13 protein-coding genes are annotated in these 15,258 nt (G+C 69.5%); all 13 read right to left on the bottom strand.

Annotation, left to right across the window (positions count from 1 at the left end):
- Window positions 1-499: 499 nt before the first annotated feature.
- Complete coding sequence (locus GVL05_RS18355; protein ID WP_159574069.1) at window positions 500-1,270, bottom strand: fumarylacetoacetate hydrolase family protein; 771 nt, start codon at window positions 1,268-1,270, stop codon at window positions 500-502.
- A gap of 30 nt (window positions 1,271-1,300) precedes the next feature.
- Entirely contained in the window at window positions 1,301-2,410 is a 1,110-nt protein-coding gene (locus GVL05_RS18350; protein WP_123292274.1) for a branched-chain amino acid aminotransferase, read from the bottom strand.
- A gap of 15 nt (window positions 2,411-2,425) precedes the next feature.
- Entirely contained in the window at window positions 2,426-3,496 is a 1,071-nt protein-coding gene (locus GVL05_RS18345) for a 3-isopropylmalate dehydrogenase (RefSeq protein WP_159574068.1), read from the bottom strand.
- On the bottom strand, window positions 3,496-5,085 hold the full coding sequence (gene serA / locus GVL05_RS18340) for a phosphoglycerate dehydrogenase (RefSeq protein ID WP_123292272.1): 1,590 nt from the start codon (window positions 5,083-5,085) through the stop codon (window positions 3,496-3,498). Before serA ends, GVL05_RS18345 begins: the two co-directional genes overlap by 1 nt.
- Window positions 5,086-5,163: 78 nt before the next feature.
- The gene (locus GVL05_RS18335) at window positions 5,164-5,544 is read right to left on the bottom strand and encodes a hypothetical protein (RefSeq protein ID WP_159574067.1); all 381 of its coding nucleotides are present in this window, start codon (window positions 5,542-5,544) and stop codon (window positions 5,164-5,166) included.
- On the bottom strand, window positions 5,541-6,005 hold the full coding sequence (locus GVL05_RS18330; protein ID WP_111085937.1) for a hypothetical protein: 465 nt from the start codon (window positions 6,003-6,005) through the stop codon (window positions 5,541-5,543). The genes GVL05_RS18335 and GVL05_RS18330 overlap by 4 nt, the downstream gene beginning before the upstream one ends.
- A gap of 61 nt (window positions 6,006-6,066) precedes the next feature.
- A complete protein-coding gene (locus tag GVL05_RS18325; RefSeq protein ID WP_123292269.1) occupies window positions 6,067-7,257 on the bottom strand; it encodes a mannitol-1-phosphate 5-dehydrogenase in 1,191 nt (396 codons plus the stop codon).
- 212 nt (window positions 7,258-7,469) lie between these two features.
- Window positions 7,470-8,495, bottom strand: a complete 1,026-nt coding sequence (ilvC, locus tag GVL05_RS18320) for a ketol-acid reductoisomerase (protein WP_111085939.1) — start codon at window positions 8,493-8,495, stop codon at window positions 7,470-7,472.
- A 51-nt stretch (window positions 8,496-8,546) separates the two neighbouring features.
- Window positions 8,547-9,047, bottom strand: coding sequence for an acetolactate synthase small subunit (gene ilvN, locus GVL05_RS18315; RefSeq protein ID WP_022907763.1), 501 nt, complete (start codon window positions 9,045-9,047; stop codon window positions 8,547-8,549).
- Window positions 9,044-10,867, bottom strand: a complete 1,824-nt coding sequence (locus tag GVL05_RS18310) for an acetolactate synthase large subunit (RefSeq protein ID WP_123292268.1) — start codon at window positions 10,865-10,867, stop codon at window positions 9,044-9,046. Before GVL05_RS18310 ends, ilvN begins: the two co-directional genes overlap by 4 nt.
- Window positions 10,868-10,914: 47 nt before the next feature.
- On the bottom strand, window positions 10,915-12,609 hold the full coding sequence (gene ilvD / locus GVL05_RS18305; RefSeq protein ID WP_123292267.1) for a dihydroxy-acid dehydratase: 1,695 nt from the start codon (window positions 12,607-12,609) through the stop codon (window positions 10,915-10,917).
- Window positions 12,610-12,701: 92 nt separating this feature from the next.
- A complete protein-coding gene (otsB, locus tag GVL05_RS18300; RefSeq protein ID WP_159574066.1) occupies window positions 12,702-13,484 on the bottom strand; it encodes a trehalose-phosphatase in 783 nt (260 codons plus the stop codon).
- A complete protein-coding gene (gene otsA, locus GVL05_RS18295) occupies window positions 13,477-15,069 on the bottom strand; it encodes an alpha,alpha-trehalose-phosphate synthase (UDP-forming) (protein WP_159574065.1) in 1,593 nt (530 codons plus the stop codon). Before otsA ends, otsB begins: the two co-directional genes overlap by 8 nt.
- Between the last annotated feature and the right edge of the window lie 189 nt (window positions 15,070-15,258).

The raw sequence follows: 15,258 nt of genomic DNA, 5'->3' as shown, positions 1-15,258 counted from the left end.
CAGCGTTCGTCCTGAGCCAGGATCAAACTCTCCGTAAAAAAATACAGACCCAACACCCGAAGGCATCAGACCGAGTTGATTCTGACTGTTGACTGTCTACTGACAATCTTCAATCCAAAAGGAATTGTCTCAAACCCAACCAACCCGAAGGAAGGCCAGGCACGAGGTCAATCAATAAATTGGCATTGACAATGTGCACGCTGTTGAGTTCTCAAGGACCAGACGCACTCCCCCACTCGACACCCGAAGATGCTCCGCCAGAGAGGCTGGTGAATCCGCTGCCCAGGGAAGAACCGTGGCGGACAAGATCCCCGGGTAAACCCAGTGACCGTCTCAGCCGTTCCGTTCTCCGCCGCCGTGGCAACGAGTGATTACTTTACGCAGGGACGAACGGCTGCGCCAAGCCAGGCCGCATCCCGGGCGTGTCGCCCGGAACGGCCCCGAACGCGGAACGGCCCGCTCCCCCGAGGGGGAACGGGCCGTGGGCTGACGAGCCGGGTCAGTGGCGCGCGATCACCGGGTTCTTGAGCGTGCCGATGCCCGAGATCGTGACCTCGACGACCTCGCCGTCGCGGATCTGGCCGACCCCGGCGGGGGTACCGGTCAGGATGACGTCACCGGGCAGCAGGGTCCAGATCGACGACACGAACTCGACCAGCGAGGGGATGTCGTGCACCATCTCGTTCGTCGAGCCCGCCTGGCGCAGGTCGCCGTCGACGCGGGTCTCGATGCGGATGTCCGACGGGTCGATCTCGGTCTCGATCACCGGACCGAGCGGGCAGAAGGTGTCGAACCCCTTCGAACGGGTCCACTGGCCGTCGCGGGCCTGCAGGTCGCGGGCGGTCACGTCGTTGGCGATCGTGTACCCGAGCACGACGCTCTCGAAGTCCTCACGCCGGACGTTCTTGGCGAGCGATCCGATCACGATGGCGAGTTCGCCCTCGTGATCGACGCGGCCGATGTCCGCCGGCAGACGGATGGGTTCGTCGGGTCCGATCACCGAGGTGTTCGGCTTGAGGAACACCACCGGGTCGTCGCCGGCGCGCTCGTCCATCTCCGAGGCGTGCTCGAGGTAGTTGAGCCCCACCCCGACCACCTTCGACCGCGGGATGACGGGGGCGAGGAGCTTGGCGTCGGCGAGTGCGACGCGCTCCCCCGTGGTCTCGAACCCCTGGTACATCGGGTCTCCGGCGAGCACCACCAGGTGCCGCTCGTCGAGGATGCCGTACCGGGGGTCTTCACCCTTGCTGCTGAACCGTGCGATCTTCACCGTTCGACCCTACCCACGCTCGGACGTCGATCAGGACGCGTCGGTCAGCTTCGTCATCCACCCGTGCGGGTCGGGACGACGGCCGTACTGGATGTCGGTGAGCTCGTCGCGCAGGGACATCGTGAGTTCCCCGGCGCCCTCGGTCGGCGAACCGATCGTGAAGCCCTCGCCGCGGAGCTCCGCGATCGGGGTCACCACTGCGGCCGTCCCGCAGGCGAACGCCTCGGTGATGGAGCCGTCGGCCACACCGTCACGCCACTCGTCGAGGGTCACCCGGCGCTTCTCGACCGTGAGCCCGCGGTCCTCTGCCAACTGCAGGATCGAGTCGCGCGTGATGCCCTCGAGGATGGAGTCGGAGTCGGGCGTGACGAGCGTGCCGTCGGACTTCACGAGCACGACGTTCATGCCGCCGAGTTCTTCGAGGTACTTGCCCTCGACCGAGTCGAGGAACATGACCTGCTGGCACCCGTGCTCGTAGGCCTCCTGCTGTGGCAGCAGCGACGACGCGTAGTTGCCACCGGTCTTGGCGGCACCGGTCCCGCCCTTGCCGGCGCGGGCGTACTGGGTGGAGAGCCAGATCGAGACCGGCTTCGGGCCCGAGGTGAAGTACGCCCCGGCTGGGCTCGCGATGCAGTGGTACGCCACCGCCTGCGCCGCACGCACCCCCAGGAACGACTCGGTCGCGATCATGAACGGCCGGAGGTACAGGCTCGTCTCGGGCGCGGACGGCACCCAGTCGACGTCGGTCTGCACGAGCTGCCGGATCGACTCGACGAAGGCCTCGACCGGCAGTTCCGGCAGCGCCAGCCGACGGGCCGACCGCTGGAACCGACGAGCGTTGGCGTCCGGGCGGAAGGACCACACCGACCCGTCCGCGTGCCGGTACGCCTTGAGCCCCTCGAAGATCTCCTGCGCGTAGTGCAGCACGCTGGCGCTCGGGTCGAGCGAGAGCGGGCCGTAGGGGTGGATCGAGGCACCGTGCCAACCACCGTCGAGCGTCCACTCGACGGTGGCCATGTGGTCCGTGAAGTGCTTGCCGAAGCCCGGGTCGGCGAGGATCTCCTCGCGCTCGGCGGCGGCACGACGGTCCGCGGACGGGGTGGTGGCGAACTCGAGTCCGAAGGCGGTGTCGGTGCTCATGGGGAGGGCTCCTTCTCAGGCGGTGGTGGTGCGTGCCGTGGCCGCGGCGGCGATGGCGTCGCCGATCTCGGCCGTGCGACGCTGCGTGGTGCCCCGGTCTGCCAGGTCCGCCTCGACGGCCCGCGTCACCGCCGTCGCCAGGTCGCTGCGACCGATGTGGTCGAGCAGCAGGGCGACGGAGAGGATGGCGGCCGTGGGATCGGCCTTCTGCTGACCCGCGATGTCCGGCGCGGAGCCGTGGACCGGCTCGAACATGCTGGGGAAGGTGCCGTCCGGGTTGATGTTGCCCGAGGCCGCCAGACCGATGCCGCCGCTGATCGCGCCGGCCAGGTCGGTGATGATGTCGCCGAAGAGGTTGTCGGTGACGATGACGTCGAACCTAGCAGGATCCCGCACCATGTGGATGGTGACCGCATCGACGTGCTGGTAGTCCACCGTGACGTCCGGGAACTCCGCCCCGACGGCCGCGACCGTGCGCTGCCACAGGGCCCCGGCGTGCACCAGGACGTTGCTCTTGTGCACGAGCGTGAGGTGCTTCCGTGCCCGACGGTTCGCCAGGTCGAAGGCGTAGCGGACGACGCGCTCGACACCGAACGCGGTGTTCAGCGAGATCTCGGTCGCGATCTCCTGCGGCGTGCCCGTGCGGATCGCTCCGCCGTTGCCGACGTACGGCCCCTCGGTGCCCTCGCGGACGACGACGAAGTCCACCGCGCCCGGGTCGGCGAGCGGCGTCGCGACGGCGTCGTGGACCTTGGTCGGTCGCAGGTTGACGTAGTGGTCGAACGCGAAGCGCAGCTTCAGCAGGAGCCCACGCTCGATGATCCCGCCGGCGAGCCGGGGGTCGCGGGGGTCCCCGCCGACGGCGCCGAGCAGGATCGCGTCGTGCGACGCGATGGCGGACATGTCGTCCTCGGTGAGGATGTCGCCGGTCTCGAGGTAGCGCGTCGCACCGAGGGAGAACGGGGTCTCCTCGATGACGAGGTCGTCCGGGGTCACGGCGTGCAGGACCTTGAGGGCCTCGTCGACCACCTCTGGTCCGATGCCGTCCCCGCGGATCACCGCGAGCTGGAGCGTCCGGACGGCCATCAGAGCGTGATGTCGATCTCGCGGAGCGAGGAGGCGTCGATCGCCCGGCCGACGTGCTCGAGGATCTCGGCGGGCACCGGCGAGTCGACGGTGAGGACGCTGAGCGCCTGGCCGCCGGCGGCTTCGCGCGAGATCTGCATCGCCGCGATGTTGATGCCGGCCTCGCCGAACTCCTTGCCGTAGACCGCGACGATGCCCGGGCGGTCGACGTACTCCATGACGACGTGGTGCCGGTCGAGCGGGACCTCGACGTCGTGCCCGTTGATCTCGACGAGCTTTTCGACCTGCTTGGGGCCGGTGAGCGTGCCGGAGACGCTGATCGCGGGGCCGTCGGACTGGGCGCCGCGGATCGTGAGCACGTTGCGGTACTCGGGGCTGTCGGTCTCGGTGATGAGCCGCACGGTGACACCGCGCTGCTCCGCGATGAGCGGGGCGTTGACGTAGGAGACCTGGTCGCTGACGACGTCGGTGAAGACGCCCTTGAGCGCCGCGAGCTTGAGCACGCTGACGTCGTACTCGGCGAGCTCGCCGTGGACCTCGACGTCGATGCTCGTGACGGGCGACGTGGCGAGGGCCGTGAAGACCTGGCCGAGCTTCTCGACGAGCGGGATGCCGGGGCGGACGTACGGGTCGATGACGCCGCCGGCGACGTTGACCGCGTCCGGCACGAGCTCGCCGCCGAGTGCGAGACGCACCGACTTGGCGACCGAGACGCCGGCCTTCTCCTGCGCTTCGTCCGTCGAGGCACCCAGGTGCGGCGTGACGACGACGTTGGGCAGTGAGACGAGCGGGGAGTCCTTCGGGGGCTCCGACACGAAGACGTCGAGACCGGCACCCGCGATGGTGTTCGCGGTCAGTGCACGGTGCAGTGCGTCCTCGTCGATCAGGCCGCCGCGGGCGACGTTCACGACGAACGCCGTCGGCTTCATGAGCGCGAACTGGTCGTCCGAGATCATGCCGAGGGTCTCGGGGGTGCGCGGCATGTGGATCGTGACGAAGTCGGCACGCCGCAGCAGGTCGTCGAGGGAGACGAGCTCGACCCCGAGCTGCTGGGCGCGAGCCGTCGTGACGTAGGGGTCGTACGCGATCACCTGGACGCCGAAGGCCTGCAGGCGCTGCGTGATGAGCGCGCCGATGCGGCCGAGACCGATGATGCCGACGGTCTTCTCGTAGAGCTCGACGCCGGTGTACGACGAGCGCTTCCACGCACCGGCGGCCAGCGACGCGTGCGCGGCCGGGATGTGGCGGGCGAGCGACAGGATGTGCCCGACGGTGAGCTCGGCGGCGGAGATGATGTTCGACGTCGGCGCGTTCACCACCATGACACCGGCGGTGGTCGCCGCCTTGATGTCGACGTTGTCCAGGCCGACACCGGCACGGGCGACGACCTTGAGGTTCGGGGCCGCGGCGATCGCCTCGGCATCGACCTTGGTGGCGGAACGCACCAGCACGGCATCCGCGTCGGCGAGGGCCGACAGGAGCGCGGGGCGGTCGGTGCCGTCCACGTTCCGGATCTCGAAGTCGGGCCCGAGGGCGTCGACCGTGGCGGGCGAGAGTTCTTCGGCGATCAGGACGACCGGCTTCGACACAGCTGCTGTTTCCTCACGAGAGACGGTTGGTATCCCACCATGCTATCGACGTGCGCGGCCCGTTACGACCGCGGGCGCCTAGAACTGCAGCAGGCTCGGCACGAACAGCTGCAGGTCGAGCCAGAGGGCGCCCGCCGCCGCGAAGGCGAGGACGAACACGGCGAGGGTGACCGCGAGCCGCGCACGGCGCGTGATCACCAGGGCGACCACGAAGGCGACCGGGGCGATCAGGATGTCCAGGACCAGCCACACCCAGGGCGTGCTCGCTTGCAGCGACTCGCCACCGGAGGTGGTCGCGAGGAACGCGTTGAACTCGTCCACCCGCTGCGAGATCTGCGTGAGGTTCCCCACCGCCTGCACCGTCATGTAGGCGAACAGCACGGCGAACACGAGCCAGACCGCGATGCGGCCGACGACCGGTCCGCGCGACCGGCGGTCGACCGGCGTCGCGGCGGTCACCCGAAGCTCCGCGTCAGCAGGAACGGCCACGGGAACAGCACCACGGCGCCGAGCAGCATCCAGAGCAGTCGTGTCCGGGTGCGGCTGCCGCGGGCGGCCCACAGCACCACCGTGAACCAGAGCGCCGGCGCGAGGATGGCGAGGAACCGGAGCACCTCGACGAAGACCGTCAGGACGGTGTCGACACCCGAGACGTACGAGGTCGACGCCGTCAGCAGCCAGGCGACCGTGTAGAGCAGGTAGAGCCCACCGAACACGCCGAACCCGACGAGGGCGCCGGAGGTCTCCGGTGCCTCGGGGTCGCGGTCGCCACGGTCCTTGACGGCGACCGGGTTGTGCGCGGCGTCGACGTGGGTGGCGTCGTCGGCGTCACCCCAGCTGAGCGCCTCGTCGTCGTGGTCGACGGCGTTCGTCACGTCCGGGTCGACCGACCCGTCGGGTGGGGATGCTGCCGTGTTCATGCCTCGATCCTACGAGGGACCGGCGCACGGGGAGACCACGGGTTCCCGGTGGGACGTGCGCTCAGGCGTCGGCGGGCTGCGTCGCGAGCACCTCGGCGACGACGTCGCGCACGGCGGGGAAGAGCGGGTGGCTCTCCATCAGGCCGGTGAGGATCTCGGTGAGCGCGTGCGCCGTCGCGCCGGAGCGGAGCAGCGCGTGCAGCTCGATCGACTCCGGGTCGTTCTCGTCGTCGAACGCGAGCGCGACGCGGACGGCCCCGAGCAGGTGCTCGACCGGCAACCCGCGTTCGGCGAGCTGCGCGGCGGGACCGACGAAGCGCTCGCGTCGGCCGAGCTTGCGGAGCGGGTTGCGTCCGACGCGCACGGTGGTGTCGGGGAGGTGCGGGTTCGCGATGCGCGACAGGTTCGCCGCGACGTACCGAGCGTGGTCCTCCGGGTCGAAGCCGTGCTTCGCGACGAGCAGCGCGGTGGTCTCGGCGAGCACGCCGTCGACCTCGGCACGGACGGCGTCGTCCTCGAGGGCTTCGCGGATGAGCCGGATGCCCCGGACGTAGCCGTGGTAGGCGGCCGTCGCGTGCGCGGTGTTCACCGTGTAGAGCTTGCGCTCGACGAAGGGCTGCAGGTCGTCGACCCAGGTGACGCCCTCGATCGTCGGGGGTTCGGCGTCGGAGCCGAGGAACGGCGTGCGCTCGATGACCCACTCGTAGAAGGGCTCGAGCACGACGTCGAGGCCGCCGGACTGCCCGAGCACGCCGGACTGGTCGGGGACGATGCGGTCGATGGCGCAGTTCGCGAAGACCGCGGCGATGTCGCGGTCCTCGAGCACCGGCGCACGCCGGATGCTCGCGTGCAGGGAGTCGGTGGCGTTGAACGCGTTCTCGCACGCCACGATCGTGACGTCGCCGCGCTCGAGCGGACGTGCCGCGAGACCCTCGGCGATGAGCGGTGCGACGAGCGGGAGCGTCCGGGCACCGACGGCGGTCGTCACGACGTCCGCCTCGGCGATCGCCTGGATCACGCGGTCGCGGTCGGTCTTGCTGCTGAGCGCCCGGAAGCCGTAGACGAGGTGCTCGACCGGCATCTCGCCGACCTCGTGCACCACGAAGCGTCCGGCTTCGTTCAACGCGGACACCACACGGTCGTCGACGTCGACGAAGGTGAGCTCGTAGCCGCTCGCCACGAGGAACTGGCCCACGAACCCACGCCCGATCTTGCCGGCGCCGATGTGGACCGCTCGTTTCGTCACCGCCATCCGATGATCATCCCATGCTGGTCGGTCCGCCCCTGACCGCTCGTGCGGACCGCGGACGACGGCTGTCGCACATCGTCCGGGCGCACGCCGACGGGACGCCGGTCCACGGCGTCGGGGCTGGAGAAGAGCTGCTGCATAACGTTCGGGTCACGTCGCGAGGCGGCGGTGCAAGGGCTGCACCGCCGCCTCGTCATCGAGTGTTCCTCGGAAGACTACCGCGCTGCCGAGCCGTCCACGTAGTCGCCGTCGTTCTGCTTCCACGCGAAGAGCGCGCGGAGCTCGCGGCCGGTCGCCTCGATCGGGTGGCCCTCGCCCTTGGCGCGCAGCGCCTTGAACTCGGGTGCGCCGGCGTCCTGGTCGTCGATGAAGCGCTTCGCGAAGGCACCGTTCTGGATGTCCGCGAGCACCGCCTTCATGTTCTCCTTGACGTCGGGCGAGATCACGCGCGGGCCGGAGACGTAGTCACCGAACTCGGCGGTGTCGGAGATCGACCAGCGCTGCTTGGTGAGGCCGCCCTCCCAGATCAGGTCGACGATCAGCTTGAGCTCGTGCAGGACCTCGAAGTACGCGATCTGCGGCTGGTAGCCCGCCTCGACCAGGGTCTCGAAGCCGTACTGGATGAGCTGCGAGGTGCCACCGCACAGGACGGCCTGCTCGCCGAACAGGTCGGTCTCGGTCTCCTCGGTGAAGGTCGTCTTGATGCCGCCGGAGCGCAGACCACCGATGGCCTTCGAGTACGACCAGGCGAGGTCCCAGGCGGAACCCGACGCGTCGACCTCGACGGCGACGATCACGGGGACGCCACGGCCGGCCTCGTACTCGCGACGGACGGTGTGACCCGGGCCCTTCGGGGCGACGAGCGACACGTCGACGCCCTCGGGCGCCTCGATGTAGCCGAAGCGGATGTTGAAGCCGTGGCCGAAGACGAGCGTGGCGCCCGGCTTGAGGTTCGGACGGATGTCGTCCGCGTAGACGATGCGCTGGACCTGGTCCGGCGCGAGGATGACGACGACGTCGGCCCAGGCGGTGACGTCGGCCGGGGTGAGGACCTCGAAGCCGGCCTCTTCGGCCTTCTGGCGGCTCTTCGAGCCCTCCTTGAGGCCGATCTTGACCTCGACACCCGAGTCACGGAGGTTGAGGGCGTGGGCGTGGCCCTGCGAGCCGTAGCCGATGACGGCGACCTTCTTGCCCTGGATGAGCGTCAGGTCGGCGTCGGCGTCGTACACGATGTCAGTCACGAGGGTGTGTCTCCTTGGTTCTGGTGGATTGTGGGGGTGGCGGACCGCTGGTCAGCGCACCCGGTCGGTGATGCTCTTCGGTCCGCGACCCATGCCGAGGAGTCCCGCACGGGCGAGCTCCTTGATGCCGTAGGGCTCGAGGACGCGGAGGATCGCCTGGATCTTGCCGGGGTCTCCGGTCACCTCGACGATGAGCGAGTCGTTCGCGACGTCGACGACCTGTGCGCGGAACAGGTTCACTGCCTCGAGCACGGCCGACCGTGTCTGGTTGTCGACGCGGACCTTCACGAGCATGTGCTCGCGCTGGACGGACTGCGAGAAGTCCAGTTCGACGATCTTGATGACGTTGACGAGCTTGTTGAGCTGCTTCGTCACCTGCTCGAGCGGGAGGTCCTCGACGTCGACGACGACGGTGATCCGGCTGAGGCCGTCGACCTCGGTGTTGCCGACGGCGAGCGACTCGATGTTGAACCCGCGGCGGGCGAACAGGCCCGCGACGCGGGTCAGCAGACCGGGCTTGTCCTCGACGAGGAGGGACAGGACGTGGCTCATGCGGTTTCCCCCGTCATGTCGGCGTCCTCGTCGTCCCAGGTGGGTGCGAGGGCCTGGGCGTACTCGATGGACGAGTTGCTGACTCCCTGCGGGACCATCGGCCAGACCATCGAGTCACGGCTCACGACGAAGTCGATCACCACGGGGCGGTCGTTCGTCTCGAGTGCGAGCTGGATGGCCGCGTCGACCTCGTCGGCCTTCTCGACGCGGATGCCGAGGGCACCGTACGCGTCCGCCAGCTTCACGAAGTCGGGCACACGGCGGGAGTCGTGGCCGGTCTCGAGGTCGGTGAACGAGTGACGGCCGTCGTAGAACAGCGTCTGCCACTGCCGCACCATGCCGAGCGACGAGTTGTTGATGATCGCGACCTTGATCGGGATGTCGTTGATGACGCAGGTCGCGAGTTCCTGGTTCGTCATCTGGAAGCAGCCGTCGCCGTCGATCGCCCAGACCACGCGGTCCGGCTGGGCGACCTTCGCGCCCATCGCCGCGGGGACGGAGTAACCCATCGTGCCCGCGCCGCCGGAGTTCAGCCAGGCGTTCGGGCGCTCGTACTTGATGAACTGCGCCGACCACATCTGGTGCTGCCCGACACCCGAGGCGTAGACGGCCTCGGGACCGGAGAGCTCACCGATGCGCTTGATGATGGCCTGCGGGGCGAGCAGGCCGTCGGTCGGCTCGGCGTACCCGAGCGGGAAGTCCACCTTGAGCTGGCGGAGCTTCGTCCACCAGTCGGCCGTCGAGGCGCGGTCGTCGACGGCGATGCCGCCCCACGCGTCGAGCAGGTCGACCAGGACCTCACGGGCGTCGCCCACGATCGGGACGTCGGCGAAGCGGATCTTCGAGATCTCGGCCGGGTCGATGTCGACGTGCACGACCTTGGCGTTCGGCGCGAACTCGTCGGCCTTGCCCGTCACGCGGTCGTCGAAGCGGGCACCGAGCGCGATGATCAGGTCGCTGTCCTGCAGACCGAGCACCGCCGGGACGGTGCCGTGCATGCCGGGCATGCCGAGGTGCTGCGGGTGCGAGTCCGGGAAGGCACCGCGTGCCATCAGCGTCGTCACGACGGGGGCACCCGTCGCCTCGGCGAAGCGGAGCAGCTCGGCGGTCGCGCGGGAGCGGATCACGCCGCCGCCGACGTAGAGCACCGGCCGCTCGGCCTCGGCCAGGAGCTGCGCGGCCGCGGTGATCTGCTTGCCGTGCGCCTTGGTGACCGGTCGGTAGCCGGGCAGGTCGATCTTGGGCGGCCAGACGTAGGGCGCCGACTTCTGCTGGGCGTCCTTCGTGATGTCCACCAGCACGGGGCCGGGCCGACCGGTCGTCGCGATGAGGTGCGCCGCGGCCAGGGTCGCCGGCACGTCGGCCGGGTCCGTGACCAGGAACGAGTGCTTCGTGATCGGCATCGTGATGCCGACGATGTCGGCTTCCTGGAACGCGTCGGTCCCCATCAGCGTCGAGAACACCTGGCCGGTGATCGCGATGAAGGGCACCGAGTCCATGTAGGCGTCGGCGATGGCCGTGACGAGGTTCGTCGCACCGGGGCCGGACGTCGCGATGGCGACACCGACCTTGCCGGACGCCGAGGCGTAGCCCTCGGCGGCGTGGCCGGCGCCCTGCTCGTGGCGGACGAGGATGTGGCGGATCGTCTTCGACGCCATGAGCTCGTCGTAGAACGGGATGATGGCACCGCCCGGCAGGCCGAAGACGTCGGTGATCCCGAGGTGCTCGAGCGTCCGGAGGACGGCTCCCGAGCCGGTCAGGATCTCCGGCGACCGGCGTGCACCGGCGGCCGCGGACAGCGGAGTTGCTTCCGTGGGCATGAGGTGGTCCTTGCCTGGAGAGGTGGCGATGGTGCGTGTGTCGAACGCTAGCCCGTGACCGCGCCCTGGGCGGCGGACTTCACGAGCTTGGCGTACTTCGCGAGGACTCCGCGGGTGTAGCGCGGGGGCAGCGGGGCCCAGCCGTCACGGCGGGCCTCCAGCTCGGTCGGGTCGACCAGTAGGTCGAGCGAGCGAGCCGCGATGTCGACACGGATGCGGTCGCCATCGCGCACGAAGGCAACTGGACCTGCGTCCACTGCCTCGGGTGCGATGTGGCCGATGCACAGGCCGGTTGTGCCGCCTGAGAATCGTCCGTCGGTCAAGAGTAGTACATCCTTGCCGAGGCCCGCGCCCTTGATGGCTGCGGTGATGGCGAGCATCTCGCGCATGCCCGGGCCGCCCTTGGGGCCCTCGTAGCGGATGACGACGACGTCGCCCTTCTGGATCTTGCCCTCGGTGAGGGCGTCCATCGCGGCACGCTCGCGGTCGAACACCCGCGCGGGGCCCTCGAACACCTCGGCGTCGAAGCCCGCGGTCTTCACCACGGCGCCCTCGGGGGCGAAGGTCCCCTGCAGGACGGTCAGGCCGCCGGTCTCGTGGATCGGGTTGTCGAGCGTGCGGAAGACCTCGCCGTCGAGCGCCGGCGGGTCGATCTCGGCCAGGTTCTCGGCGACGGTCTTGCCCGTGACGGTGAGGCAGTCGCCGTGCAGCAGGCCGGCGTCGAGCAGCGCCTTCATGATCACCGGGATGCCGCCGTTGCGGTCGACGTCGACCATCACGTACTTGCCGAAGGGCTTCATGTCGGCCAGGTGCGGGACCTTCGAACCGATGCGGTTGAAGTCGTCCAGCGACAGCTCGACCTCGGCCTCGTAGGCGATGGCGAGCAGGTGCAGGATGACGTTGGTGGAGCCGCCGAGGGCCATCGCCACGGCGATCGCGTTCTCGAAGGCTTCCTTCGTCAGGATCTGGCGGGCGGTGATCCCGTGCTCGAGCATGTTCACCACGGCCTCGCCGGAGCGGTGCGCGTAGTAGTCGCGGCGGCGGTCGGCGCTCGGCGGGGCGGCGGAGCCCGGCAGCGACATGCCGAGGGCCTCGGCCACGCTCGCCATGGTGTTGGCCGTGTACATGCCACCGCAGGCGCCCTCGCCCGGGACGATGGCGCACTCGATCTTCTTCAGCTCTTCCTCGGACATCGTGCCGGCCTTGCAGGCACCGACGCCCTCGAAGGAGTCGATGATCGTGACTTCCTTCATCGTGCCGTCGGCCTGCTTCACGTAGCCAGGCATGACCGAACCCGCGTACAGGAACACGCTCGCCAGGTCGAGGCGCGCGGCGGCCATGAGCATGCCCGGCAGGGACTTGTCGCAGCCGGCGAGCAGGACGGTGCCGTCCAGGCGCTCGGCGTTGACGACGGTCTCGACGCTGTCGGCGATGACCTCGCGCGAGACGAGCGAGAAGTGCATGCCCTCGTGGCCCATCGAGATGCCGTCCGAGACGGAGATGGTGCCGAACTGCAGCGGGTAGCCGCCGCCGGAGTGGACGCCTTCCTTGGCGCCCTGTGCGAGGCGGTCGAGCGAGAGGTTGCAGGGCGTGATCTCGTTCCACGAGGACGCGATGCCGATCTGCGGCTTGCTCCAGTCCTCGTCTCCCATACCGACGGCCCGCAGCATGCCACGCGAGGTGGTTGCTTCGATCCCGTCGGTGACGACCCGGCTGCGCGGCTTGACGTCGATATCAGGCATGGAGCGAGTCTAGGACGCTTTGGGATACCAGTTGGACAACAACATGCGTTCGCATGTTCTGGAGCCCGACCGGGAGGCCCGGATCACCCTGGTCAGCGCGTCGCACGCTGGCGCGCGAGCTGCTTCAGGACGCCGGTCAGGGCCGCCGGGTCCGCGATGCGGTACCCGGCACGGGTCTCCCCCGGGCCCACCTTCACGCCGACGTCGCCGTCCCCGAGCACGCGGAAGCCGTCCTCGTCGGTGACGTCGTCACCGGCGAAGAACACCGCGTCGGCACCGTGGAGCTCGCGCAGCCGGGCGATCGCGTCGCCCTTCGTGACGTGCCGGACGGCGAACTCGACGATGTCCTTGCCGCCGCGCTCGAGCACGTCGGCATCGGCCTCGTGCGCCGCACGGCTCGCGTCGGCGTTCGCCTGCGCGGCGACCTCGGCGCTCACGCGACGGGTGTGCACGCCGTGACCGGCCGGCTTGTGCTCGATGACGACGCCCGGGTACCGCGCGCCGACCTCGTCGAGCGCCGCACCGATGCGTGCGACCCGGGCGACCTCGTCGTCGGTCAGGGCGGCCTCGTCGTGGCCGTCCACGCGCCACTCGACGCCGTGCGACCCGACCAGCGCCATGTTCTGCGGCGCGTGCGACACGGCCGCGAGGCTGCCGAGCGGGCGACCGGAGACGAGCACGACCTCGGTGTCCTTCGCGCGGTGCAGGGTCAGGACCGCTGCCCACGAGCCCGGCAGGGCGCCGACCTGCGACGGCTCGTCGGCGAACGGCGCGAGCGTGCCGTCGAAGTCGAGGGCGACGATGAGTCGCGGCGCAGCCGCGAGCGTCTCGAGAGCCGTGTCGATGGCGGTCTGGTCGGTGGTGGTCTCAGTCATCACGTGCCTCCCGGGTGTCCTCGGCAGCCCTGGCGGACTGGGCGTCCTGGTCGAAGATCGACATGTTGTCGGTCTGCGCCTCACGGTGTCGGTCCGCCGGGTCGGTGGCGGACGGGTCGAGCTGGACGTTCCGCGGCGCGTGCCGGTCGAGCGCCTCGAGGAACGAGCGCGACCAGCGCGCCACGTCGTTGTCGCGCACCCGCTTCCGGAGCGCACGCATGCGTGTCGAGCGCTCGCGGCGCGGCATCTCGATCGCGCGCTCGATGCTGTCCTTCAGCGCGCCGATGTCGTGCGGGTTGACGATGACGGCCTGCTTCAGCTCGTCGGCGGCACCGGCGAACTCGGACAGGATGAGCACCCCGTCGCTGTCGAAGCGGGCCGCGACGTACTCCTTCGCGACGAGGTTCATGCCGTCCCGCAGCGCGGTGACGAGCATGATGTCGGCGGCCAGGTAGAGCGCCACCATCTCCTCGCGCGGGTAGCCGTGGTGCAGGTACGAGATCGGCTGGTGGCCGATGACCCCGAGGTCGCCGTTGATGCGGCCGACGCTCAGCTCGATCTCGTCGCGGAGCGTGGCGTAGGTGTCCACGCGCTCGCGGCTCGGGCTCGCGACCTGGATGAGGGCGGCGTCCTCGACCTTGATGCGGCCGTCCTCGACGAGCTCGCCGAAGGCCTTGATGCGGTGTCGGATGCCCTTGGTGTAGTCGAGGCGGTCGACCCCGAGCAGCACCGTCTTCGGGTTGCCGAGGCTCTCGCGGATCTCGCGGGCACGCTCCTGCACCTCGGGACGGCGCGCGATGTCCTCGAAGGCCTCGGCGTCGATCGAGATCGGGAAGTGCCGGGCCTCGACGTGGCGGACCGTGATCCCCTTGCGGCTGCGCGGTGCATCCGGGTCGTCGACCGGGACGTCGATCGTCTGGCCCTTCGTCGTGTAGCCCTTGATGTGACGGACCGCGCGGAGGAAGTCGCTCGCGTCGTCGTGGCGCTGGAAGCCGATGACGTCGGCGCCGAGCAGGCCGTCCAGGATCTGCGCGCGCCAGGGCAGCTGGGCGTAGATGCCGACCGGCGGGAACGGGATGTGGTTGAAGAAGCCGATCGTCAGGTCGGGACGCTTGGCCCGGAGCAGTGCCGGCACGAGCTGCAGCTGGTAGTCCTGCACCCAGACGATGCCGTCCTGCTCGGTGATCTCGGCGATCTGGGCGGCGAAGCGCTCGTTGACCCGCTTGTAGGCGTTCCACCAGTCGCGGTGGTAGCTCGGGTGCTCGATGACGTCGTGGTACAGCGGCCAGAGGGTGTCGTTGCTGAAGCCCTCGTAGTACTCCTCGACGTCGTCGTCGGACAACGGGACCGGCACGATGTGGATGCCCTCGTTGTCGAACGGCTCGACCTCGACCTCGGGCTGGCCGACCCAGCCGACCCAGGCCCCGTCGTTCGCGCGCATCACGGGCTCGAGGGCGGTGACGAGGCCACCGGGCGAGTGCCGCCATCCCTCGTTGCCGTCCTGGTCGACGACCCGGTCCACCGGCAGGCGGTTCGAGGCGACGACGAAGGCGTACTTGGTGGAGGAACGAGAAGGCGCAGACACGGTGGGAATCTACCAGCGCCCGGACAGCGGATTCACGGCGGATCGGCGGGTTCCGGTACGCTGCGGGTGCGTGTCGGGGGGACACGGGTGCTGGCGTGCGGCATCGGCCTCCCGGTCGGAGAGGACCCACCAGCCATGAGCGAGAACCCGCCGAACCCGCCCGTCCCGCACGTTCCGCCGGGGCAGCCC

This window comes from Curtobacterium sp. 18060, from assembly GCF_902706105.1.
Taxonomy (GTDB): domain Bacteria; phylum Actinomycetota; class Actinomycetes; order Actinomycetales; family Microbacteriaceae; genus Curtobacterium.
The sequence above is the reverse complement of the archived record's forward strand: the minus strand, read 5'-3'. Positions and strand labels throughout refer to the sequence as shown.